General features: G+C 42.6%; 17 protein-coding genes. 6 read left to right on the forward strand and 11 right to left on the reverse strand.

The features are described from left to right. Nucleotides 1-94: 94 nt before the first annotated feature. Nucleotides 95-964 (forward strand): DUF4349 domain-containing protein, encoded by an 870-nt coding sequence (locus IDJ75_RS19620; RefSeq protein ID WP_191177356.1) that lies wholly within the window; start codon nucleotides 95-97, stop codon nucleotides 962-964. A gap of 183 nt (nucleotides 965-1,147) precedes the next feature. Here the strand turns inward: IDJ75_RS19620 and ettA are convergent, their stop codons facing one another. Together ettA and IDJ75_RS19630 are read right to left on the reverse strand one after the other, a co-directional pair. After that, entirely contained in the window at nucleotides 1,148-2,830 is a 1,683-nt protein-coding gene (ettA, locus tag IDJ75_RS19625) for an energy-dependent translational throttle protein EttA (protein WP_191177357.1), read from the reverse strand. A 117-nt stretch (nucleotides 2,831-2,947) separates the two neighbouring features. Next, nucleotides 2,948-3,469, reverse strand: a complete 522-nt coding sequence (locus IDJ75_RS19630) for a hypothetical protein (protein WP_191177358.1) — start codon at nucleotides 3,467-3,469, stop codon at nucleotides 2,948-2,950. Nucleotides 3,470-3,942: 473 nt separating this feature from the next. On the opposite strand from IDJ75_RS19630, the gene IDJ75_RS19635 reads away from it, so the two are divergent. After that, nucleotides 3,943-6,480 (forward strand): ATP-dependent Clp protease ATP-binding subunit, encoded by a 2,538-nt coding sequence (locus IDJ75_RS19635; RefSeq protein ID WP_191177359.1) that lies wholly within the window; start codon nucleotides 3,943-3,945, stop codon nucleotides 6,478-6,480. Nucleotides 6,481-6,555: 75 nt separating this feature from the next. Here the strand turns inward: IDJ75_RS19635 and IDJ75_RS19640 are convergent, their stop codons facing one another. Further along, complete coding sequence (locus IDJ75_RS19640; RefSeq protein WP_191177360.1) at nucleotides 6,556-7,626, reverse strand: carboxypeptidase-like regulatory domain-containing protein; 1,071 nt, start codon at nucleotides 7,624-7,626, stop codon at nucleotides 6,556-6,558. A gap of 53 nt (nucleotides 7,627-7,679) precedes the next feature. After that, nucleotides 7,680-8,777 (reverse strand): carboxypeptidase-like regulatory domain-containing protein, encoded by a 1,098-nt coding sequence (locus IDJ75_RS19645; RefSeq protein WP_191177361.1) that lies wholly within the window; start codon nucleotides 8,775-8,777, stop codon nucleotides 7,680-7,682. A gap of 131 nt (nucleotides 8,778-8,908) precedes the next feature. On the opposite strand from IDJ75_RS19645, the gene IDJ75_RS19650 reads away from it, so the two are divergent. Next, nucleotides 8,909-9,292, forward strand: coding sequence for a hypothetical protein (locus IDJ75_RS19650; protein ID WP_191177362.1), 384 nt, complete (start codon nucleotides 8,909-8,911; stop codon nucleotides 9,290-9,292). A 135-nt stretch (nucleotides 9,293-9,427) separates the two neighbouring features. On the opposite strand, the gene IDJ75_RS19655 is transcribed toward IDJ75_RS19650, so the two are convergent. The 4 genes from IDJ75_RS19655 to IDJ75_RS19670 all read right to left on the reverse strand — a co-directional run bounded on the left by IDJ75_RS19655 (nucleotide 9,428) and on the right by IDJ75_RS19670 (nucleotide 14,630). After that, nucleotides 9,428-10,240, reverse strand: a complete 813-nt coding sequence (locus IDJ75_RS19655; RefSeq protein ID WP_191177363.1) for an enoyl-ACP reductase FabI — start codon at nucleotides 10,238-10,240, stop codon at nucleotides 9,428-9,430. Between the two features lie 102 nt (nucleotides 10,241-10,342). Next, the gene (gene recN, locus IDJ75_RS19660) at nucleotides 10,343-11,998 is read right to left on the reverse strand and encodes a DNA repair protein RecN (protein WP_191177364.1); all 1,656 of its coding nucleotides are present in this window, start codon (nucleotides 11,996-11,998) and stop codon (nucleotides 10,343-10,345) included. Between the two features lie 136 nt (nucleotides 11,999-12,134). Next, the gene (locus IDJ75_RS19665) at nucleotides 12,135-14,198 is read right to left on the reverse strand and encodes a M56 family metallopeptidase (protein WP_191177365.1); all 2,064 of its coding nucleotides are present in this window, start codon (nucleotides 14,196-14,198) and stop codon (nucleotides 12,135-12,137) included. Between the two features lie 57 nt (nucleotides 14,199-14,255). Then, nucleotides 14,256-14,630: a BlaI/MecI/CopY family transcriptional regulator gene (locus tag IDJ75_RS19670; RefSeq protein WP_191177366.1), complete on the reverse strand. Its 375-nt coding sequence runs from the start codon at nucleotides 14,628-14,630 to the stop codon at nucleotides 14,256-14,258. Nucleotides 14,631-14,871: 241 nt separating this feature from the next. On the opposite strand from IDJ75_RS19670, the gene IDJ75_RS19675 reads away from it, so the two are divergent. Beyond that, nucleotides 14,872-15,642 (forward strand): MBL fold metallo-hydrolase, encoded by a 771-nt coding sequence (locus IDJ75_RS19675; RefSeq protein ID WP_191177367.1) that lies wholly within the window; start codon nucleotides 14,872-14,874, stop codon nucleotides 15,640-15,642. Here IDJ75_RS19675 and IDJ75_RS19680 read toward each other — a convergent pair. Both IDJ75_RS19680 and gcvP read right to left on the reverse strand, forming a co-directional pair. Beyond that, on the reverse strand, nucleotides 15,639-16,058 hold the full coding sequence (locus IDJ75_RS19680) for a response regulator (RefSeq protein ID WP_191177368.1): 420 nt from the start codon (nucleotides 16,056-16,058) through the stop codon (nucleotides 15,639-15,641). The two genes, IDJ75_RS19675 and IDJ75_RS19680, sit on opposite strands and share 4 nt — an antisense overlap. A 238-nt stretch (nucleotides 16,059-16,296) precedes the next feature. Continuing rightward, entirely contained in the window at nucleotides 16,297-19,206 is a 2,910-nt protein-coding gene (gene gcvP / locus IDJ75_RS19685) for an aminomethyl-transferring glycine dehydrogenase (protein ID WP_191177369.1), read from the reverse strand. A 348-nt stretch (nucleotides 19,207-19,554) separates the two neighbouring features. Between gcvP and IDJ75_RS19690 the strand changes: the two genes are divergently transcribed. Continuing rightward, nucleotides 19,555-19,740 carry a hypothetical protein gene (locus tag IDJ75_RS19690; RefSeq protein WP_191177370.1) on the forward strand — a complete coding sequence of 62 codons (186 nt, stop codon included), beginning with the start codon at nucleotides 19,555-19,557 and terminating at the stop codon, nucleotides 19,738-19,740. A 187-nt stretch (nucleotides 19,741-19,927) separates the two neighbouring features. Then, nucleotides 19,928-23,437, forward strand: a complete 3,510-nt coding sequence (locus IDJ75_RS19695; RefSeq protein ID WP_191177371.1) for a T9SS type B sorting domain-containing protein — start codon at nucleotides 19,928-19,930, stop codon at nucleotides 23,435-23,437. Here IDJ75_RS19695 and IDJ75_RS19700 read toward each other — a convergent pair. Continuing rightward, complete coding sequence (locus tag IDJ75_RS19700) at nucleotides 23,434-24,150, reverse strand: pyridoxine 5'-phosphate synthase (protein ID WP_191177372.1); 717 nt, start codon at nucleotides 24,148-24,150, stop codon at nucleotides 23,434-23,436. The two genes, IDJ75_RS19695 and IDJ75_RS19700, sit on opposite strands and share 4 nt — an antisense overlap. Between the last annotated feature and the right edge of the window lie 35 nt (nucleotides 24,151-24,185).

Genomic DNA, 24,185 nt, shown 5'->3' on the forward strand with positions numbered 1-24,185 from the left:
CTCTCTCCCTTTGTAACATTTTGATTATCAAAAATTAACCGGGTTACTATTGATTGGTGATTGGTATCAATACTAACCCAATAAATCAACAATTATGAAAGTAAAGATCTTTATCGCGATAGCAGGTATAGCCCTGCTCGCAGCCTGTAAAGGCAGGAATGGCAGTTATGAAATTGCAAACAACAGCAGCAGTGCCGATACAGCAAGCGTTAGCAGCGCGAGTGACACCTTGGCCGACGCCAAACCAAAACTGGTAAAAACAGCCGACATGAGTTTTAAGGTGAAAAGCGTGCAGCAAACCGGCGATTCTATTGCACACATAACAGCTAAATTAAATGGGTTAGTGATACATCACCAGATGGGTTCATCAATTGAGCGCAGTGAGGATATCAGGCTGAGCAACGATTCGGTTATGCGGGTATCGGCGTTTAACACCACCGCCGATATGACGGTGAAGATCCCATCAGAAAAGCTGGAAGACTTTATGAACCATGTAAGCCACATGGGCATTTATGTAACAGCGCGCAAAATGGATATTGAGGATAAATCGCTGGATTACCTGTCGGCGAAGTTAAAACTAAAGAACCGCCGAGAAATGGTTGCCCAGCAAAAAACCGGTAAAATAAAAATTAAGGACCCCGAAGCTGTATTGTGGTTAAAGGATGATATGATTGACGGGCAGATCAGCAATCAAAAAATTGACGAGGCGGTAAACTTTAGCGTAGTAAGCCTTAACTTTTACCAAAGCAACACCATTTATAAAGAACGCATTGCTAATGACGACCCATCGGCATACAAAATGCCTTTCTTTAACAGGCTGCTAATGGCAATAAGCAATGGCTGGTATTTATTTACCGAACTAATACTTGGCATTGCTAATTTGTGGGTATTGATATTAGCGGGTGTAGGTATTTGGATGGCGTTTAGGGTTTATAAAAGGAAGTACCCTGCGTTGAAAGTATAATACCCGTCATTGCGAGCGATAGCGTGGCAATCTTCGATAGAACAGTAGGCTACAAGCATGTCGAGGATTGCCACATCGCTACGCTCTTCGCAATGAAGCGCGGGGAGTTATGCATACAAGAAAGCCCGGTTGCTTACGCAACCGGGCTTTCTTGTATCTTGATTCTTGTGTCTTAACTCTAACTTACACCGTAAGCTTTTTATACTTAAGCCTTTTGGGTGTTACATCGCCAACACGTTTCTTATAGTTTTCCTCATAGTCGCTGTAGTTACCCTCAAAAAAGTAAACCTGCGAATTACCCTCAAAGGCCAGGATGTGGGTACAAACCCTATCCAGGAACCAACGGTCGTGGCTGATAATTACCGCGCAGCCGCCAAAGTTTTCTAAAGCTTCCTCTAATGATCGTAATGTATTTACGTCGATATCATTGGTCGGCTCATCCAGCAGTAACACATTCGATCCTTTTTTAAGCGTGATGGCTAAATGTACGCGGTTACGTTCACCACCCGATAACACACCAACTTTTTTCTGCTGATCGGCACCGTTAAAATTGAACTTGGATACATAAGCGCGCGAATTTAGCGGGCGGTTACCTACCATAATATTATCCAATCCGTCAGTCACGTTTTCCCAAACAGATTTATTGGGGTCAAGGTCGTCATGCATCTGGTCAACATAACCCAGGGCAACCGTATCGCCTACACGGAAAGTACCTGCATCCGGCTTATCCTGCCCGGTTATCAGGCGGAACAGTGTAGTTTTACCCGCACCATTAGGGCCAATGATACCTACTATACCCGCAGGTGGTAACGAGAAGTTAAGGTTTTCAAATAACACCTTATCGCCATAAGCCTTGGTAACGCCATTGGCCTCGATAACGATATTACCCAAACGCGGGCCCGGCGGGATAAACAGCTCCAGTTTTTCTTCCCTTTCCTTTGTTTCTTCCGATGCCAGTTTCTCGTAGTTTGACAGACGTGCCTTTCCCTTTGCATGGCGGCCTTTAGCGCCCATACGCACCCATTCCAGCTCACGCTCCAGGGTTTTCTGGCGTTTGCTCTCGGTTTTCTCTTCCTGTGCTAAACGTTTTGATTTTTGTTCAAGCCATGACGAGTAATTCCCCTTCCATGGTAAGCCTTCGCCACGGTCAAGTTCCAGTATCCAGCCGGCAACATTATCCAGGAAATACCTATCGTGTGTTACCGCTATAACTGTCCCTTTATATTGTTTAAGGTGCTGCTCCAACCAGTCGATAGATTCGGCATCTAAGTGGTTGGTAGGCTCATCAAGCAATAAAACATCCGGTTCCTGTAAAAGCAGGCGGCATAAAGCCACGCGGCGGCGCTCACCACCCGATAGTACCGAAATCTTCGTATCCGGCTCAGGGCATCGCAGGGCATCCATAGCGCGTTCTAATTTGGTATCAAGCTCCCAGGCGTTAACAGCATCGATCTGATCCTGCAGCTCGCCCTGGCGGGCCATCAGCTTATCCATTTTATCGGCATCGCTATAATATTCTTCCAGTCCGAATTTCTCGTTGATGTCTTCGTATTCTTTAAGCAGTGCAGTGGTAGCGGCCACCCCCTCTTCAACAATTTCCTTAACGGTTTTGTCGGGGTCAAGTTCTGGCTCCTGGCTCAGGTAGCCAACAGTATAACCCGGCGAAAAAACCACTTCGCCTATATTTGTCTTATCAATACCTGCAATAATTTTCAACAATGATGATTTACCCGAACCGTTTAAGCCGATAACACCAATTTTAGCGCCGTAAAAAAACGACAGGTAAATATTTTTTAATACTGTTTTTTGAGGTGGGTAAACTTTGCTTACCCCTGCCATTGAAAATATGATCTTTTCGTCTGCCATAAATTTTACGTATTTCTGCTTAGGGAGAGCAAATATATGATTTCAGAAATGCCTTAAGAATATAAACCTGAAATTAGTAAGGCAATTCAGTATTCAAATAGTAAGTGACATTTACGTTCACCTTATATATACTACAGGCGGCTTTGTTGAAATCATCATCAATATAGTATCTGGAAAGGCCGACTTAAAGTACGGCATTTCTTCCGCTTTAATTATTGTTACTTTTTTTACGTATTTAGAGGGAATGCGAACTCCCAATGTATCTGTTATTAACTTTTCATCTATAAAATATAGTATTGATTTATTCCCTTTATTTTCGGAAAGGTTTGCAATCAAAATATCATTTAGCGACATACGTTTATCTTTTAGAAGATCTACAAGCGTATTGTGCTTTTTCAGAGTAATATAAATGGCTCCTTGTTGATATACTTTATCCTTTTTTACAAAAATGTTTAAAATGTCATTCGGATCGAGCCAACTTAAATAATTCATACCTGAATTACTATCCATCTTTACCGAATCTATGAACACAATTAACGGTGCAGGCGTTCTTTCGCGGGGATTGGGTAGCAATATATTATTTTGTGCATTTGCCTTTACAGCAATTGTAGCCAACAAACTAATTAACAACCATTTCATATTTTGAGCGTTTTTAACATAGATGCAATTATGGTGTCAATTCCATAACTTTTTCATCATTAATTCATCACTTAATTTGTATCTTTCAATGTAAATCGCTTGGTTTGTTAAAGGCGCAGGTATTTGCAGCAACCTTTCCACCAGGCATGCCGTATTGTCATATATAGAGTGACTATTTGCCCTGCTTATTATAATAGATTAATATAACTCGTAACCGGGTTAAACTATTTGATGATCATCGTATCAAATAATAACAGTTTAACCATTTAATATTAGTACTCAAGGCGTTTTGTGGGTTTCAGGAATAAAATCCCGGTTGTTTTAGTTTAATTTTAACAGGCCTTATATCATTAAATTGTCTGTTTACGGTAAAGCTAAAAAGTTGGCAATATTGTTGATAAATGTTATAACAATCGCCTTGACAGATAAAAACAAATTTATAGATTAGGACGATCATAATCAGAAAGGTATATATGGAAGCTAAATTTTCGCCACGGGTTAAGGATGTGATACAGTACAGCAGGGAGGAGGCGTTGCGCCTTGGCCATGATTATATTGGTACTGAACACCTTTTGCTTGGCCTTATTCGCGATGGCGATGGTGTGGCAATTAAACTATTAAAAGGGCTAACCGTTGATACCGCTAAACTACGCCGTGCTGTTGAGGATGCTGTAAAAGGAACAATTGGCACTAATGTACATATTGGCAGTATCCCGTTAACCAAACAGGCCGAAAAGGTTTTGAAAATAACTTACCTTGAAGCCAAGATCTTTAAAAGCGATGTGATAGGAACCGAGCATTTGCTGCTTTCTATCCTGCGCGATGAGGATAACATTGCTTCGCAGATACTGATGCAGTTTAATGTTAACTACGAAGTATTTAAAAGCGAAGTGGAAGCCAATAAAAACGATGTTACCGACGAAATGCCGGGTTCATCAACAGGTGGTGATGACGACTTTAAAGAAGACGATTCATTCACTCAGCCTAAAAAAGTTTCTGACATCAAATCAAAAACACCGGTACTTGACAATTTTGGCCGCGACCTTACAAAAGCTGCCGAAGAAGGCAAGCTTGACCCTATAGTAGGCCGTGAAAAAGAAATTGAACGTGTATCGCAAATATTATCGCGCCGTAAAAAGAACAACCCTATCCTGATAGGTGAGCCGGGGGTTGGTAAAAGTGCCATTGCCGAAGGCCTGGCATTGCGTATTGTACAGCGTAAAGTATCGCGTGTGTTGTTTAACAAACGCGTGGTTACGCTTGATCTTGCATCGCTTGTTGCAGGTACCAAATACCGTGGCCAGTTTGAAGAGCGTATGAAGGCCGTGATGAACGAGCTTGAAAAATCACCGGATGTAATTTTATTTATTGACGAGATACATACTATAGTTGGCGCAGGAGGCGCATCGGGCTCGCTTGATGCATCAAATATGTTTAAACCAGCTTTGGCACGTGGCGAGATCCAGTGCATTGGCGCAACAACATTAGATGAGTACCGCCAGTACATCGAGAAAGACGGCGCTTTAGACCGCCGTTTCCAAAAGGTAATGGTTGAACCGGCCACACCTGATGAAACTGTTGAAATACTTAACCGCATTAAAGAGAAATACGAAGAGCACCACGGTGTAACTTATACCGACGAGGCTATTAACGCCTGCGTTGCTTTAACTACACGTTACATCACCGACAGGTTTTTACCAGACAAGGCTATTGATGCCCTGGACGAATCTGGCTCACGTGTCCACCTCACCAATATCCACGTTCCGCAGGAAATTTTGGATATCGAGCAAAAAATTGAGCAGATCAAGATCGAGAAGAACAAGGTGGTTCGCAGCCAAAAATATGAGGAAGCGGCCAAATTGCGCGATACCGAGAAACATTTGCTTGAAGAGCTTGACCAGGCCAAAGCGGTTTGGGAAGCCGAAACAAAATCAAAACGTTACACCGTAACCGAAGATAACGTTGCCGAAGTGGTAAGCATGATGACCGGTATACCGGTACAACGTGTTGGCCAGGCAGACAGTGCCAAATTATTAGCCATGGGCGAAACCATAGGCAACAAAATTATTGGCCAGGACGATGCCATTAAAAAGCTTACAAGGGCTATACAACGTACCAGAGCGGGCTTAAAAGACCCTAAAAAGCCTATAGGCTCGTTCATATTCTTGGGCCCTACCGGCGTGGGTAAAACCGAGCTTGCCAAAGAGCTTGCACGCTTTATGTTTGATACCGAAGACGCGCTGATACAGATTGATATGAGCGAGTACATGGAGAAATTCGCGGTATCACGTTTGGTGGGTGCGCCTCCGGGTTATGTGGGTTATGAAGAAGGCGGGCAGCTTACCGAAAAGGTACGCCGCAAACCTTACGCGGTAGTATTACTGGATGAGATAGAGAAAGCCCATCCGGATGTATTTAACATACTCCTGCAGGTATTGGATGAAGGCCAGTTAACTGATTCATTAGGCCGCAAGGTTGATTTCAGGAACACCATCATCATCATGACATCTAACATCGGTGCACGCCAGCTGAAAGATTTTGGCCAGGGCGTTGGTTTCAGTACAGCTGCAAAAACAACACAGGCCGATTCACACTCACGTGGTGTGATAGAGAACGCTCTAAAACGCGCTTTCGCCCCTGAGTTTTTGAACCGTATTGATGATGTTATTGTGTTTAACTCGTTAGGTAAAGACGAGATCTTTAAGATCATCGATATCGAATTAGGTTTCTTGTTTGGCCGTGTAAATAGCCTGGGTTACAAAATTGAGTTGACCGAAGCTGCCAAAGAGTTCATCGCCGAAAAAGGTTACGACTCGCAGTTTGGTGCAAGGCCGCTTAAACGCGCCATCCAGAAATACCTGGAAGACCCAATTGCCGAAGAGATACTGAAAGGCGAACTAACCGAGGGCGATACCCTGATGGTTGATTTTGACAAAGAAACCAACGAGATAAAGGTGATCGACAAAAAGAACGACGACGTTAAGCCAAAAGAAGAAGAAGAACAGAAGTAATTACTTCTTCTTAAAATACAAAGCCCGCTTGCAAATTGTAAGCGGGCTTTTTGTTTTATAAATACATTAATGATATCACTTCCCATCCGGCCAGTAATCTATTGGTAGTAGCTGTGCTACCCGGCTATTGCCCCAGGCGTAGCTAAAAACAGCACCCATAGGGTTTAAAATAGTACCGTTGGTATCAAAGTACAGGTATGGGTCGGTAAAGCTTACGGTTGCATACTGTGGGTGTACTTTTGCTGCCTTGCCATTTGCTGTTCGTGGTTTGTAAAATACATCCAGATTGGTATTGTAGCCCAATGCAAATATGCCGGGCTTTTCGGTAGGGTGTACATAATCAACAGTGCGCAATACATCACTTGATTCGCGGCGGTTAGATGCGAACCCTTTGCTTGTTGAATAGCTACTGATGATCCTTTTACTCTCTACAGCATAATTGCTATCCACACGGTTGGCTAATACCTCACGCAAAAAATGCATTGTTGAACCAAAGTAAACATCCCTGCGGTTTTTTTTCCATTGCTTTAACTGAAAATCGGAGCCCTCCATTTCCTCAAACAACACCGATCCTTCATAGGTTAGCTTGCTTTCGTGCTTATCCATCACAAAATTGGCTATCAGGTATTTTAGCTTATAGCCCAGGGCGTTATTGGCAATCTCCAGAAAATCGTCGGAATTACCGGTAAGGATTCTTTCGTCGCGGTTGTATTTTAAATCTAAAACCTCGGGATTAAGGATCTCGCACTGGCTGGCATAGGCCGATGTACCCAAAAACTGCTCTTTAAATTCTTTTAGCTTTTTTTCGCGTTTGGCATCAACCCCTATCTTCACCTCACCCAATATCAGGGTTTTAGGTAGTAGTTTAATATCCGGCAATTCAACATTGGTATTTACCATCAAGGTTTTATGATAACCCTCGTATCCCACTACACTCACTATCAGATCGTGCTGGCCAGCGTTTAAATTTTTCAATACAAACGATCCATCATCGGCAGATTTGGTGCCGATGGTTTCGTTGTTCAGGAATACACTGGCATAGGGTATGGGCTTACCATCGGCTTCACTAATAACTTTGCCCTTAATGGTTAATTGCGCAAAGCAGGTATAAGGCAATAAAAACAATAGTAAACCCAGGTACTTCATAATCATTACAGTAATAACAGGTGTTTCATAGGTTAGTATGCCTAAATATACAATTACTTTTCTTCTGGCGAATAATCAACCGGTAACATTTCTGCAACACGATTTTTACCCCAATTGCCTTCAAAATTTATACTTGCCGGGTTTTGTATAACACCGTTACTATCAAACAGCGTGTAAGGCTCCTCAAAAGATAGTATGGTGGTTAAATAATTTGGCATTGTTAATTGTATCACCTTATTATCCGGGCTATTGTCGCGCTTTTTGGTGTACATTAAATATAAACAATCGGTAAATTTTAAAGCGAACATGCCTTTTACATCTGTAATGGAGGTATACTCAGTAGTTTTTAACGGTACATTTACCAGGGTTTGAAAATACTTATCGTTAAAGCCGTTATAACCGGGGTTTGGTTTTCTTATCAGCCTTAATACCTTAAAGCCATTGCCTTCTACATTATCACCTACCACAGCCCGCAAAAAATGCATCGACGAGCCCTCGTAAGCTATCAATCGGTTTTTTAACCAGCGGCGATGCTGCTTGGGCGTGCCTTTCATTTCCTCAAATAAAGTTGACCCTTCAAAATACAACAGCCCCGATTTGTTATTTTTGATAAATTTGGATAACAGATATTTAACCTTATAGCCCAGGGCCTTATTCTCTACCTCCAAAAAATCGTATGATGAGCCTGTTAGTGTTCGCGTAGCTTTATCATACTCCAGGTCAACCATCTCGGGGTTTAAAATTTTACACTCTTTCGCCAATTCCGACGAGCCTAAAAACTCCCGCTTAAAAACATCATACTTCCATGCCCAATCGGGGTCGGGTTTTATAACCACTTCTTTAAGCTGATTTGTTTTTGGCGTTAGTTTAATATCAGGCAGCACCAGGTTCTCGCCTGCGGCCATAACCATTTGGCGATACGTTTCGAACCCGAGCACGGTTACCACCAGTTCGTACTGCCCCGGTTTTACATGCCGTAATATAAAGGTACCGTCGGCAGCAGATTTATTACCCACTGTTGCGTTGCTCAAAAACACGCTGGCATCAGCTACAGGGCTTTTATCTGTTGCGTTTGTAAGTTTACCCGTAATGGTGATTTGGGCAAAACAGGTAAGCGGCAATAAAAAGATGAGTAAGAGTAAACGTTTCATAAAAAATAAAGATAACTAATTTTTTAGTTGTTTAAACCTTTTGCATGATATTTGTTCTTACATACAAAAACACGTTATTAACCGTTATGATAGTTGTCATAACAGGTTTATGGCCAAAAAACAAATCACATATGAAAAAATTATTATCTATCCTATGCGTAGCCGTTATTACTCTTACAGCTGCCTCATGTAAAAAAGAAACCATTGTTGCGCCGGGCGCTCAAACATTTTTCCCTAAAGCTACTAATTGGACCACAACTGATGGTGGCTTTACTTACTCCGCTGACGTTTCAATGCCTGAAATTGATAGCTACTTCGATAACAATGGAGCGGTGCTTGTTTATAACGACCTAGGAAATGGCGAATATGAAGCTTTGCCTTCTGTGTATGGCGGTATTTCTTACCGTTTTACCTATACCGGCGGCCATGTTTATTTAGACGCACAAAACAGTGATGGTAACTCTATCACCCCAAAGCCACCTACCCTTAATTTAAAAGTTGTGTTGGTAGACTAAAACACTATATTAAAACAAAAGGCCTTCGGATATCCGAAGGCCTTTTGCGTTAATGAATATGTTGGCATGAGCTTCTCAAAGACTTAGCAAGCCAATGCTTCGAAAACTCAGTATGACATATAGGGAATGGAATTATTATTTCTCCATTTGCTCAATCACGGCCTGGGTTACGCCTGTGAACGAGAAACCGCCATCATGAAACAAATTCTGCATGGTTACCATTTTGGTAAGGTCGCTAAATAGGCTCACACAGTAATCAGCGCACTGGTCGGCATCAGCATTACCCAGCGGGCTCATCTTCTCAGCATAGTTAATAAAACCGTCGAACCCTTTTACACCGTTACCTGCAGTTGTGCGTGTTGGCGATTGCGATACCGTATTGATTCGTACGTGTTTTTTAACGCCGTACTGGTAACCAAAGTTACGTGCAATGCTTTCCAGGTAAGCCTTGTTATCGGCCATATCATTATAATCAGGGAATACACGCTGCGCGGCAATGTAAGTTAGCGCCAATACAGATCCCCATTCGTTTATAGCATCAAGTTTCATAGCTGTTTGCAACACGCGATGAAAGCTTAGTGCCGATATATCAAGCCCCTTGTGGGTAAACTCGTAGTTGTTGTCGGTATAATGGATGCCTTTACGAACGTTAATGCTCATCCCTATCGAGTGAAGCACAAAATCAACACCGCCGCCAAAATGTTCCATGCTTTTGGTGAACAGGTTGGTTACATCTTCGTTGCTGGTTACATCAGCCGGTATAACAGGGGCATTACATTCCTCTGCAAGTTTATTCAGTTCGCCCATGCGTAATGCCAGCGGCGAGTTGGTTAAAACTATTTCGGCACCTTCTTCGTGGCAGCGTTGCGCCACCTTCCAGGCTATTGATTGCTCATTTAGCGCACCAAAAATAATTCCCTTTTTACCTTTTAATAAATTGTAAGCCATTGTTTTTAGTTTTATAAGTGGGGCAAAGTTATGTTTTATTTACAATTTTAGAATTACGATTTTAGATTGCAGGCCAAATCGTAATTCTAAAAATACAACATCTTAAATACCTAACAGTTCCCTTGCATTTTGCAGGGCACTTTCGCCGGGGTTATCGCCGCTTAACATTTTGGCAATTTCTTGCACACGCTCTTCAACACTCAGCTTTTTTATACGGGTTTTAGTAACCGATTCAGCATCGTCCTTATAAACAAAGTAATGGCTTTGGCCTTTACCAGCAATTTGCGGCAGGTGGGTTATAGTTATTACCTGCAGGTTATTTGACAGGCGTTCCATTACCTGCCCTACCTTGTTGGCCACTTCGCCGCTAACGCCTGTATCTATCTCGTCAAAAATAATAGTTGGCAGGGCGGTATACTCGGCTATGATTGATTTGATGCTGAGCATTAACCTGCTTAATTCCCCTCCCGATGCCACCTTGCTCATATCGGCCAGTGCATGACCTTTGTTGGCCGAAAACATAAAGCGGATAGCATCAATACCTGTAGCACCTAAATCTGCCAGCGGCGCTTGCTCAATCTCTAAAGCAGAATTACTCATGCCCATTTCGGTTAGGTTGGCCAATACCTTTTGCCGAATAACAGGGATAGCTTTACTACGGTTAGCCGATAGTTTATTAGCGATGCCTGCCAGTTCATCCCTATCGGCACTAATTTGCTTTTGCAACTTTTCTACCGCTTCATCGCCAAACACTGCCTGCTGAATTTTGTCCGACAGGTCCTCCTGGATGGCCAACAACTCGGCATTGCTATTTACCCGGTGCTTTTTTTGCAGGTTATATAACATGCTTAAGCGGGTATTCACCTCTTCGGCGCGGGCCTCATTTGTAAAAGTGCGTTGTTCTATATCTTCAACTTCGGCGGCTATATCTTTCAGCTCGATGAGGGTGCTTTTTAAGCGCTTGTGCAGCTCTTCTACACCCGGGTTGTATTGTTCTATGGTTGATAGCTGCTGCCCCGCCTCGCGCAGTTGTATAATGGCAGATGTTTCGCCCTCATGCATCAGGTAATGTGCGCCCAGCAGGTTACGTTTTATTTCTTCGGCATTGGTAAGTGTGGCGAGTTCCTTTTCAAGCCCCTCCTGCTCATCGGCAGCTATGCCGGCCTTTTCAAGTTCATCAAACTGAAACTGGTAGTAGTCAAGATCGGCTTTGGCTTTATCGTTTTGTGTTATAAGCTCATCAAGCTGTTTAAGAGACTTTTTATATGCGCGATATTTGGTTTGATAACTACCCAACAACTCGTGATGACCTGCTACACCATCAACAACCAGTAATTGAAACTCCGGGTCGTTAATTTCGCGGGTGGCATGTTGCGAATGGATGTCTATCAGCTTTTCGCCCAGATTTTTGATTTGGGTAAGATTAACCGGGGTATCGTTCACAAACGCGCGCGATTTGCCATCGGCCGAAATCTCGCGCCGTAAAACAGTTTCGCCCTCGTAGTCGAGGTCGTTATCCTCAAAAAAGTTCTTCAGATGAAAATCGGCAATTTTAAAAGAGCCTTCTATCACACATTTTTTTTGCTGATTAAAAAAGTAACGGCTCTCGGCACGCTGCCCTAATATAAGCGACAGGGCCCCTAAAATAATTGATTTACCCGCACCCGTTTCGCCGGTAAGTATATTAAGCCCCTTATCAAAATTGATCTCGAGGTTATCTATAAGCGCGTAATTTTGTATGGTTAACTTTTGAAGCATAAAAAAAGTATCCTTTTTTTGAGGATACTAAATTACTAATTTTAATAGGATTTGCATTGGAGAATGGTTGATTAAGTTGATTGGTGAATGGCTCTAACCTATTCACTACTCAACTTAATCAACCACTCACTAATACTTAATTATTCTCAGGTTTTTCGGGTGCTTCGGGCTTTTCGGGTGCCTGTGGCCTTTCCACATACTCCTTCGCATCCTTGTTATCCCAATAATAAACGTTAGACGGGTGCGTTTTTCTGAACTCTGCAACCTTCTTTTTAAATTCCGGCGATTGGGTATAAGCCCTTAATTTCTCTGAAGCGGCACGCAGTTCTTCTTTCTCTCTCTTCATATCCGGGTTACCTGTATAATTGCGCATTTCTTCGCCAATTTTGCGCATTCTTTCCTGCGTTGCCTTAATATCGGGGTTATTATAAATTTTGCGTATACTTTCGCTTGCAGTTAGCATAGCTTCGCGCTGTTTTACCGCATCGGGGCTATTGCTCAGGCCACGCATTTGCTCGCCCAATTTCCTCATTTTAGCGGTTGTTTCCTTTATTTCAGGTGATAAATTCTGATCTAATTCTGCCTGGTATTTTTTATAGTTTTCATCACGGCTATCATAATATCCGTCGCTACTTATACCATATTTTTTCTTCAGCTTATCGTTTAATGCTTTAAATTCAGGGGCATTAAAATAGGTTTCTATCTTTTTACCTAAACCCTCCATTTGTTTGCCTGTTTTTTCCATATCAGCACTTCTTCCACCCCAAATCTTCTCATATTCAGCAGCGGCTTTTTCCTGGTCGGCGGTTGCTTGTTTTATCTCGGGGCTATTATAAAAGGCATCAATTTGTTTACCCAGCTTATCCATTTCTTCGCTTTTGGCTTTAAATTCGGGGCTATCATAATATTTACTGATAGCATCTCCATGGCGTTCAACCTCCTTGCTCAGTTTTTCTAATTGCGGGTCATCTATTCCTTCGTTAAAGGTATAACTTCCGTAGCGGTAAGTATTCCTGTTATTTGCCCTGGTTGCAGCTATTTCTGCTTTGATCTTTGTTGTGGTAATTTCCCGGTTTTTGGCCGCTGCTTTTTCGGCAGTTCTTTTTGCCTTTACAGCTTTTTTTGCCGGGATGGTATCGGTGATTAAGCTTTTTATTACTTCGGGGGTTATGGCCTTTACAGATATTTTACCCTGCGCAATTTCGGGATTAAGCAGTGCTAAACCGCTAATGCCTATAGTTAGTATAAGCATAGCCACTACTGTTGGCCTAATGCTTGGCATTTGTTTTTTTGTTTTCATGATTCTTTCGATTCGGTTTAATAATTGATACTTTTTGCCTGTTACAGCCAGCGCTAACTGCAATTCATTTTGGCGGTTCTGCTCTAATTTGAATAAAGCTTTCGCATAAACAACGGGGGCTTTTGTGCTGTCTACAACTAAATCGTCGCAGCTGTTTTCACGTTCTTCCCCAATTATTTTATTGATAAGTAATACGCACGGATTAAAAAATAACAACGTGGTTACAACTTGCTGCAGCAGGTTAATAAGGTAGTCGTTACGTTTAATATGAGCCAGTTCGTGCATTAATATGGCTTCAATTTCTTCGGCTTCCAGGTAGGTAGATAAGGTAACGGGCAGCAGTATTACAGGTTTTAAAAAGCCTACAATGCAGGGCACGTCAACCATTTGGCTAAAGCCTACCCTTACCGTTTTAGTGATATCAAGCTTTTTGGCAAAACTGCCTATTTGCTGTTGTAACTGTACACCCAGGCTCATGGTGCGCTTAATGGTGCGGATCTTTCTGTGTGCCAGTACAACCCTTGCCATATTAAGCATTAAACCTAAAACATATACAGCGGTTACATATGGCAGATATTTTTCAATATTATAATAGTATCGGATTGTTTGATTTCCTAATTGTTGAATATTTGGAAAAGCTGCCAGTAAAGGCATATTAGCTGAGTTAGCCGGCTTGGCAAGCCAATCGTACAATTGTATCTCGTGGATAAGCGTATAGGCAAACCATCCGGTAATAGCAAGCAGGCTGCTTACTGCCATCAGGTATTTTTTTGAAGCAGTAAGCCCCGACGCCAGCAATAACACCACCCTTAACAGGAAGTAAATAAGTAAGCCCTGCCACAATGAGTGTATGATGGTTATCCCTAAAACCTGGCTGATGTTATATAGTATATTTTCCATTGTATTGAAAGCTAAATTCTAAACTCAAATTGCTTACCCAATCTCTAACCACAAATGTTAATCTCTACCCTCAAACTGATCTAAAAAATTCTTTATTGCGTCTATTTCATCTTTTGATGCCCGGTGCTGGCCCAGGGCCTGTATCACCAGGTCAGACGTTGACCCTTTAAACACTGTTGATAAAATTTTATCAAGCGCGCCTTGCTGCGCTTGCTCCCTGCTTATCAGTGCTTTATATAGATGTGTTTTGGCGTTGGTATCGCGCTCAACCAAACCTTTTTCATGCATTATCTGCATTAGTTTTAGGGTTGTGGTATAGCCCGAATCTTTATTTTTTGCCAGTTCTTCATGAACATCACGAACGCTGCACTGTCCCTTTTTCCAAATCACTTGCAATATCTCAAGTTCGCTTTCTGTCGGTTTCAAATCCATGTTATAAAAGTTATACGAATTTCTTCGTACAAATATGTACGATAGTTTTCGTATATCAAAATTTTATTTAAAATATTTTTCTGTTCTATTTGCCATGATCATCCAAACCGGTTAGAACAGCCTTCATTTAACAGACGTATTAAACTTTAAAACGTTACATTTTCGTCAAAAAACGGCCTTAATTCGCCAATTTTCGCCTGCTTAATTTCTGTAGGTTATATTTGCAGCAAATATCATATTTATGGAAATTTTTGCGCTGGGCGAAGGCTCGTACTCGGTTGATGCCACTAAAAAATTCATTCCTTTTAACCCCGAAACCGATAGTAAAAGAGACCGTCCCGGCTCCCTATTCATCCATGTAAACCCATTTCTGATAAAAACCGCCGATGACCTGATAGTACTTGATGCAGGCCTTGGTTATAAAGATACCCGCGACGAACTGCTTTTACACCAACATATCCGCAATGCGGGGTTCGATCCGGAGGATGTTACCCTGGTTTTAATGTCGCACCTGCATTATGACCACTCGGGCGGTTTGGTTGTAGAGCGTAACGGCAAACTGGAACCCAGCTTCCCGCAGGCTACACATGTTATCCAGCGCGATGAGTTTACGTTTGGCCTGTCGGGGGCTTCAACATCATATCATAAAGAAATTTTTGAGGCCCTGCAAGCCAGCGCTAAAATTGATTTTGTTGAGGGTAGCGGCGAATACAAGCCAGGCATTAAGTATGAGCTATCTGCTGGGCACAGTAAATTTCACCAGGTATTTTGGATAGACCTGGAAGGTACTAAAGTTTTTTTTGGTGGTGATGAACTGCCCGAACCCGAGCAATTAATAAGAAAGTTTGTAGCTAAGTACGACTATGATGGGCACCGCTCTGCCGAATTGCGGATACAATATGGCAAAAAAGCGGCTTCAGAGGGGGATATCTGTTTGTTTTATCATGCCAGAGCTACAGCTATTGGCACGGTTAACTACCAGGACGAGGTATTTACCGTAACCGCGGTTTAATATTGCGATACGCCAAAAAGTTCTTTAATTTTTTCAACGTTTAGCGGTTTTGATATAAAATCTTTAACAAGGGGGTATGAACGCGCCTTATTAATATCGTTACTAAATACGGATGAAGAGATAATGTAGATCTTACTTTTCCCTAAAGGGTCGAGGTTAAGGCGCTTGTACTCATCTAAAAATTCCCACCCGTTCATGATCGGCATATTAATATCCAGCAATATATAATCCGGCAATTTTTCCGGGTCTTTACGCTGTATATCAGCCAGTTGATCTATCGCAAATTTCCCATTAAGGCATGCCATAATATCAGAATTGGTCAAAGCCTTCTTGATCAGCTTTATAGATATAAAGTTGTTTATTTCGTCGTCGTCAACCAATAAAACGCTTACTGTCTTGTCGTTATTAGGGCTCATATCTATTTATACGGAATTGCAAATTAAAAGGTTATATTCCTACAGGTTGTAACGTTGTTTTTTTTGTAAAGTTATAGGGGGCAACCGTTAACCACACATTATTTTAATTACGTAATGCAGCTATTTTTAGTTCTTATACCGCCAACTGTTTGGTTTACGATAATTTGACCATTTTGTTACACGTTGCAGTTACATATTAGCAAAAAGGCAATCATTGCTGATTGCCTTTCTCTGTTTATCACGTTCCGTATTCGGGGGTTGTTACTTCACTTTCTTCAAACTCGTAATCGGTTAGCGGCGGGCATGAACAAATCAGCGTTCTGTCGCCGTAAGTATCATTAACCCTGCCAACAGATGGCCAGAATTTATATGCCGCTACATAAGGCAGCGGGTAAGCCGCTTTTTGGCGGGTGTATGGATGCTCCCACTCGTTGCCGGTAATGACAGCAGCGGTATGTGGCGCGTTCTTAAGCGGGTTATCTGTTTTATCAGATACGCCATTCTCTACATCCATAATTTCATGACGGATAGAGATCATGGCATCGCAGAAACGGTCAAGCTCGTGTTTTGGTTCAGATTCGGTTGGTTCGATCATCACCGTACCCGCAACCGGGAACGATACTGTTGGCGCGTGGAAACCATAATCCATTAAACGCTTGGCAATATCGGTAACCTCAACGCCAAATGTTTTAAACGAACGGCAATCCAATATCATTTCGTGCGCACAACGGCCTTTAGCGCCGGTGTACAATACGTTGTAATGATCTTTTAAGCGTGTTTTAATATAGTTTGCGTTTAGTATAGCGTAGCGGGTTGCATTAGTTAAACCGTCGGCGCCCATCATAGCAATATATGCATGTGATATGATCAGGATAGATGCAGAACCCCATGGTGCGGCAGATACCGCGTGGATGGCTTTGCCATTATCAATATCAACCACAGCATGCCCTGGTAAGTAAGGCACCAGGTGTTTAGCTACGCCAATTGGGCCCATGCCCGGGCCGCCGCCGCCGTGCGGTATACAGAAGGTTTTGTGTAAATTAAGGTGGCAAACATCGGCACCAATATTAGCCGGGCTGGTTAAGCCTACCTGCGCGTTCATGTTAGCGCCATCCATATAAACCTGGCCACCATTCGCATGGATAATTTCGCAAATCTCGATAATGCTTTCCTCGAACACGCCGTGGGTTGACGGATAAGTTACCATCAGGCACGAAAGTTCGTTTTTGTATTGCTCGGCTTTGGCCTTCATATCAGCAACGTCAATGTTACCGTTATCGTCGCATTTTACCACAACTATTTTCATGCCGGCCATAGCCGCTGATGCGGGGTTGGTACCGTGTGCTGATGATGGGATAAGCGCTATATTACGATGATGGTCGCCCCTGTCGTTATGATAAGCGCGAATAACCATCAGGCCTGCGTATTCGCCTTGTGCGCCTGCATTTGGCTGTAAGCTCATGGCCGCAAAACCGGTAATTTCGCTTAACCAGCGGTTTAGCTCATCAAATAGCTGCATGTAGCCGCCAACCTGGTCGGTTGGTGCAAAAGGATGCATTTTACTAAACTCGGCCCAGGTAACCGGTACCATCTCGGTAGTTGCATTCAGTTTCATGGTACATGAACCTAAAGCGATCATCGAGTGGCAAAGTGAAAGGTCTTTTGCTTCCAGCGATTTGATGTAACGCAGCATCTCATGTTCAGAATGGTGCGAGTTAAACAAGCCGTGTGTTAAGTAAGCCGATGTACGTTGCAGTTCAGCGGGGATAATACCCTCTACATTACCTTTCAAAGTTTCGAAGTTTGCATCGGCAAGGGTTTTACCTTTCACCTTAGCAAAGAAACGTACAATGGTTTTGATATCCTCAGGTGAGGTAGTTTCATCAATGGAGATGGTAGCTACCGTACCTTTATAATTAAGGTTAAGCTCATTATTTAATGCTTCTGATTTTACCGGGCCGGCCAATACGCCAAGCTCAACTTTAATGGTATCAAAATAAGTATCATTTAATTGCTCATAACCAAGCTCTTTTAAAGAGTTTGCCAGCAACACGGTTAAGCCGTGGATTCTTTCGGCTATTAATTTTAAGCCTTGCGGCCCGTGGTATACCGCGTACATACCGGCCATAATAGCCAATAAAGCCTGCGCAGTACAAATATTTGAGGTTGCCTTATCCCTGCGGATGTGCTGCTCGCGGGTTTGCAATGCCATACGCAAAGCGTAGTTACCCGCGCTATCGATGGTTACACCAATGATACGGCCTGGGATAGAGCGTTTATATTCTTCTTTTGTGGCAAAAAATGCTGCGTGCGGTCCGCCAAAGCCCATTGGCACGCCAAAGCGCTGGGTACTTCCAACAACGATATCCGCACCCCATTCACCCGGAGGGGTTAACAGGATAAGGCTCATAATATCGGCAACAACGGTTAGTTTAATGCCTTTATCATGCAGTGCGGCAGCAAAATCGGTATAGTTATAAACCTGGCCGTTACCAGCAGGGTATTGTACAATGGCACCAAACATATCGTCGGTTAATTGTACGGTGCGGTGGTCGCCAATTTGCAGTTTTATGCCGTAAGGCTCGCTGCGGGTTTTTAAAATATCAATGGTTTGCGGGAACAGTTCTTCAGATACAAAGAAAACGTTGGCCGCGTTATTTTTACGCAAGCTGTACTGCATAAACATCGCCTCAGCAGCAGCGGTGCCTTCATCCAATAACGATGCGTTGGCAATTTCCATCCCGGTTAAATCAATAACCATAGTTTGGAAGTTTAACAGCGCCTGTAAACGGCCCTGTGCAATCTCAGCCTGGTAAGGCGTGTATTGGGTGTACCATCCAGGGTTTTCAAGGATGTTACGCTGTATAACACCCGGCACAATTACATCATAATACCCCTGGCCGATATACGATTTAAACACTTTGTTTTTTGAAGCTGTTTGTTTAAGCGTATTCAGGTAATCAAACTCGCTTTTAGCGGCCGGCAAATTCAACGGATTTTTCAATCGTATTTTGGCCGGTACGGTCTCGTCTATCAATTCATCAAGCGTATTTACACCGATGGTTTTTAACATTTTATCGGTATCTGCCTGGTTTGGCGCTATGTGCCTTTGCTGGAATTTTTCCTGGTAATCTACGTTCAGCTTCATTGAAATGGTGTCCCTTAAAATTTAGTGCAAAGGTACAATTTTACGTGTTGAATAACAATCAGGTATAATGTGTTATACATATTTTACAGTAATATTAATATACCATCTCATTGATCTAACCACGAATAAATTCGCAATGTATTTAATTATATATTTTTTAATTTTTATTGACTAATAATTTATATGTATATTGCCTTATAAGCAATAAGCTAACACTGGAGATTGCTGTATTAATTTAATAGAAACAAAAGTTCCATTAAATTAATGCCATGATTTAACTTTAGGAAGCGTAGATAGCAGTACAGAACGCCACCCTCAATAACTGAAACTAAATAACAACTAAATAAAATGAAAAAACAACTGACAAGAACCGAAATGAAAAACGTAACCGGCGGTAAATTACCTCCTCCTCCCGGATGCTCATGCCAGGCCCCGCCGCCATTGTTAACCTATGGTTGCACTTACACGCCAAACCAGCTACAATATTGCCAAACAGGGCAGGATCTGGTTTGCTGCACCGACCCAAATGCTTAATTACAAAAAGCAAATTATTACTCATCAACAAGGGCTGTTTTAATTATTAAAATAGCCCTTGTTGTTTTAAAAGGCAAATAAACTGGCTTATCACCCTATCTACCCCTCAAACTTTAAAGCGATTTCCGGGGGTATTACAGCACTCGTTTACTAAGTAAAATATGTATCTTTACGAGACCTATTTTTTATGCTTTTGAAGAAACCTTTACTACTCATCACAATATTATTTTTCTGCTCGCAAATATGTTTCGGCGCTACATTTACGGTTACCAGTAATGCTGACGCCGGGCCAGGTACACTTCGCGAAGCGTTAACCAATGCAGCCGCCAATGGTGTTGCCACCCAGGATATCATCAGGTTTGCGTTACCGGGGCCGCTGGTTTCTGATCGTATCATCAGGCTAAAAACACAATTACCTTTTGTTTCATCAAACCTCATTATTGATGGAACTACCCAAACCGGGGCTGTTTTTGGCGTATCTGATGCTAAAGTTGTAATTGAACCTGAAACATCGCCCGCAAACTTTAACGGTTTAAACATTAACGGCGATATTTACAATGGTTACGTAGCTGCAAAAAACATTGAGATATACGGCTTATACATTCGTAATTTTGACAAAATAAACAGGGTTGATAACCCAAACCCTTACGCAAATTCGGGTATTTATATTATCGGGGATGCATCATTTATTACCATTGGCGCGCCGGGCAAAGGGAATGTAATTAGCGGCAATAGCTATGGCATTACAAATTCCTACACCAACTACTACAACGGTGTTAGTGAAATTAAAATACAAAGCAACATCATCGGCCTGCTGGATGATGGTTTTACCGAAAACAGCAATATATATGGCATTAATTTATCTGTCAACCAAAATGCTACAATAGGGGGAATTAACGCCAATATGGGGAATGTAATATCGGCCAATGTTACCAATATTGCTATTTCACGCATTTATAATTTCACATCGCCAACCAATGCGCTCATCATTCAAAATAATAAAATAGGCACTAATTTTGCCGGCACTGCCGATTTTAAAAACATCCCTTTGTTTGTAGCGGCCACATTTGGCCGGATGTATGGTATTTTAATTGATGGCGCTAACGGCCTTACTGCCAAAATCACTGATAACATTGTATCGGGCCAACGCTATTATGGTATATATATTGATAACGCGACGTTTGAAATAGAAGGCAATAAAATTGGCACCGATAAAAACGGCACAACCGACCTGGGCAACGGCGCAGGTATAAGGGTTGGGGCAAATGCTTCAGGCAATATTGGTGGCACTGCTGCTACTGCCAAAAACATCATAGCCTATAACAGTTATGGTATTGATGCTTTAAATGATGCCCATGCTTTAATAAGCCGCAACAGTATATTTTGTAATAAAGAATACGGTATAAGCGTATCAACAAATTATTATAATGTACCATTTATAAAGGTGCTTGGCTTTAGCGCCACTAAGGTATCGGGCGTGGCTACCCCAAACTCAAAAATTGAATTGTTTTATGCTGATGCCTGCGGTTATGTAAACTGCCAGGGTAAAACCTATATTACAACCGTTAACTCAAACGCTAATGGCGAGTGGACCTATAGTGGTACCATCAGCAGCCCGGTTATTGCAACCGCTACCGATGGCAATAATAATACATCCCCTTTCTCATCATTAGAGATTGCCGACAATGATATAGAGATTAAACAATTCACATGCGATTATAAAGGTAGCATAACTATAAAACCGGCATTTACCGGCTTGCTTTTCCATTGGGATAAAAAAGAACAGAACGGCTCATTAACACCAATAGGCGACACTAAAAATATTGCCAACTTACAGCCCGGCAGCTATCAGCTAACCGTTCAATACCCCGGTGGCTGCCAAAAAAGCACTAAACTTTTCATCATTAACGATCAGCGGATCAGCATACAAAACACTATACCGCCGGTCCCGGTATGCCGCCAAAAGTTTTTCCCGGTTGATGTTAATTTTAAAGGCGGTACCGGCAATATCACTTTTGCCTGGAAAAACACTACTACCGGTACTATTTACTCAAACAAACAGGCGATAGTGCCGGGTGGTACCTACACTGTAACTATAGCTGACGAGGCTGGTTGCTCGGTAACATCGGCTCCGTTTACCATAACCCCAAAACCCGGGCCCGATTATGACCTGTCTACCATGGATGTTGCAACCGCCCGCTGTGGCATTGCCGAGGGCTCCATTAAAAATATAACTACCTATGTAGGCATTGGTACGTTAACCTACCAGTGGTATGATGTTAATAACAATCCTTTACCCGGAAAAACCGGCAAAGACCTTACCGGCGTTAAGGGCGGCTTATACCGGCTTGAATTAAGAGATCAAAGCCAGTGCAGCCCATATTCTACGTCTTACATCGCAATTCAGGAAACCAACTCGGTAAACATCACGGCCGGAAATATTACCCGCCCTACCTGCGGCCTTAACAATGGTGCTATAAATAGTGTGTATGTAGATAATGCCGACTTTTTCCAATGGACCGGACCTAATGGCCCTATCCCTACCAATCCGAACAATTATCATGACCTGAGCAACCTGGCCGAAGGACAATACACCTTATATGCAAAAAACACAACTACAGGGTGCGACAACAGCAAGTCGTTTATTGTGATAAGGCAGCTTCCCGAAACGTTCAGCTACACGCCTAATATTGTAGCTGCCTCCTGCGACCTGAGCAACGGCAGTATAAAACTGCAATTTAACGGCACAATCACGCCGCAATCGTACCAATGGATTGACGTGAATAATATACCTGTGAGTAACGGAAACAGCAACCAAATAACAGATCTTGCGCCTGGTTTTTACCGGTTATTGATAACCGATAAATATAATTGCCCGTCAACCCTTGGCCCTTTTGAGGTGAAGAAAACACCGCTGCTTGTTTTTGCGGATACTAATAACCCCACACCTACAGCCGACCAGTGTAACCAAAAGCTTGGCCATATTGATGGTGTAGCCGTTGCCGGTGGTGTTGCGCCTTATACCTACACCTGGACAGACGAAGCAACCGGGCAGCAGGTTGGTGGCAATACGCCATCATTAAATGGTATTGGTAAAGGCATATATCGCCTTGTGGTTACCGATGCTACCCCATGCGCTATACCGCTTGTGGCCGGGCATATTGAGATTGACAACATTCAGTTTGTACCTGCTACCCCGGTACTTACCGATAAAAGGATCTGCTCTCCGGAGTCTGTTAACCTGGCTGTAATAAACCCTATTGCGGGGAATTATAACCTGTATGCTACAGAAACAGCAACAGAACCCTTACAAAAAAATGCAAAAGGATCATTCAACGTTGCCGTTGCCGAAACCAGGGATTATTATGTATCATACAACATTGGCACCTGCGAAAGCCTGCGTACCAAAGTACACGTTGAAGTAATTTTGGTGGATGTAAAATTCGGCAATGCCTTTTCCCCTAATCAGGATGGCATTAACGATTACTGGAAGATAACCGGGTTGGAGAAATTCCCGGGCAGTTTGGTACAGGTGTTTACCAGGGGCGGCCAAAAAGTGTTCGAATCCAAGCAATACGCAACACCATTTGAAGGTAAACAGGGCAGCACCTTACTACCGGCAGGCGTTTATTATTACATCATTAACCTAAACACCCCTTGCGATTTATTATCGGGCAGTGTAACTATTATACGTTAGGCCAGCTGCCTTAAATACATTTGTATGGTATTCTCCAGCCCGTAGTACAGCGCATCGCTGATAAGGGCGTGGCCTATACTTACTTCATCAAGCGCGGGTATGCTTTGCGCAAAGTATTGCAGGTTTTGCAGGTCAAGGTCGTGCCCGGCATTTATGCCAAGGCCAAGCTTATGAGCAACTTCTGCAGCCTTTACATAAGGTGCAATGGCTTCTTCTTTGTTTGTGGCGTAATTATGCGCGTAAGCTTCTGTGTAAAGTTCAATACGGTCGGTACCTGTTGTGGCAGCGGCTTCTACCATCTCGGTAACAGGGTCAACAAATATAGATACGCGGATGCCGGCATCTTTAAATACCTTGATGATATCCTTCAGGTATTGCTGATTGGCAATAGTATCCCAGCCATGGTTTGACGTTATCTGGCCCAACACATCCGGCACCAGGGTAACCTGCTCGGGCTTGCTGGCCAGTACAAGGTCAATAAACTTTTGCTCCTGGCAATTGCCCTCTATATTAAATTCGGTTGTCACTATCTTTTTTAGGTCGAACACATCCTGATAGCGGATATGCCTTTCATCGGGCCTTGGGTGCACAGTTATACCCTGCGCACCAAAACGTTCGCAATCTTTAGCAACCTGTACCAAATTTGGGTTGTTGCCGCCGCGCGAGTTACGCAGGGTAGCTATTTTATTGATATTGATGGATAATCGGGCCATAGCTTTACAAGTGTTACGTGGGCAAATATCATTAT

This window comes from Mucilaginibacter rigui (genome assembly GCF_014773275.1).
Classification (GTDB): Bacteria; Bacteroidota; Bacteroidia; order Sphingobacteriales; family Sphingobacteriaceae; genus Mucilaginibacter; species Mucilaginibacter rigui_A.

Bases quoted from the DNA above. Each gene is read 5' to 3' on its own strand.
- IDJ75_RS19620 (WP_191177356.1), top strand. From the start codon at position 95: ATGAAAGTAAAGATCTTTATCGCGATAGCAGGTATAGCCCTGCTCGCA.
- ettA (WP_191177357.1), bottom strand. From the start codon at position 2,830: ATGGCAGACGAAAAGATCATATTTTCAATGGCAGGGGTAAGCAAAGTT.
- IDJ75_RS19630 (WP_191177358.1), bottom strand. From the start codon at position 3,469: ATGAAATGGTTGTTAATTAGTTTGTTGGCTACAATTGCTGTAAAGGCA.
- IDJ75_RS19635 (WP_191177359.1), top strand. From the start codon at position 3,943: ATGGAAGCTAAATTTTCGCCACGGGTTAAGGATGTGATACAGTACAGC.
- IDJ75_RS19640 (WP_191177360.1), bottom strand. From the start codon at position 7,626: ATGAAGTACCTGGGTTTACTATTGTTTTTATTGCCTTATACCTGCTTT.
- IDJ75_RS19645 (WP_191177361.1), bottom strand. From the start codon at position 8,777: ATGAAACGTTTACTCTTACTCATCTTTTTATTGCCGCTTACCTGTTTT.
- IDJ75_RS19650 (WP_191177362.1), top strand. From the start codon at position 8,909: ATGAAAAAATTATTATCTATCCTATGCGTAGCCGTTATTACTCTTACA.
- IDJ75_RS19655 (WP_191177363.1), bottom strand. From the start codon at position 10,240: ATGGCTTACAATTTATTAAAAGGTAAAAAGGGAATTATTTTTGGTGCG.
- recN (WP_191177364.1), bottom strand. From the start codon at position 11,998: ATGCTTCAAAAGTTAACCATACAAAATTACGCGCTTATAGATAACCTC.
- IDJ75_RS19665 (WP_191177365.1), bottom strand. From the start codon at position 14,198: ATGGAAAATATACTATATAACATCAGCCAGGTTTTAGGGATAACCATC.
- IDJ75_RS19670 (WP_191177366.1), bottom strand. From the start codon at position 14,630: ATGGATTTGAAACCGACAGAAAGCGAACTTGAGATATTGCAAGTGATT.
- IDJ75_RS19675 (WP_191177367.1), top strand. From the start codon at position 14,872: ATGGAAATTTTTGCGCTGGGCGAAGGCTCGTACTCGGTTGATGCCACT.
- IDJ75_RS19680 (WP_191177368.1), bottom strand. From the start codon at position 16,058: ATGAGCCCTAATAACGACAAGACAGTAAGCGTTTTATTGGTTGACGAC.
- gcvP (WP_191177369.1), bottom strand. From the start codon at position 19,206: ATGAAGCTGAACGTAGATTACCAGGAAAAATTCCAGCAAAGGCACATA.
- IDJ75_RS19690 (WP_191177370.1), top strand. From the start codon at position 19,555: ATGAAAAAACAACTGACAAGAACCGAAATGAAAAACGTAACCGGCGGT.
- IDJ75_RS19695 (WP_191177371.1), top strand. From the start codon at position 19,928: ATGCTTTTGAAGAAACCTTTACTACTCATCACAATATTATTTTTCTGC.
- IDJ75_RS19700 (WP_191177372.1), bottom strand. From the start codon at position 24,150: ATGGCCCGATTATCCATCAATATCAATAAAATAGCTACCCTGCGTAAC.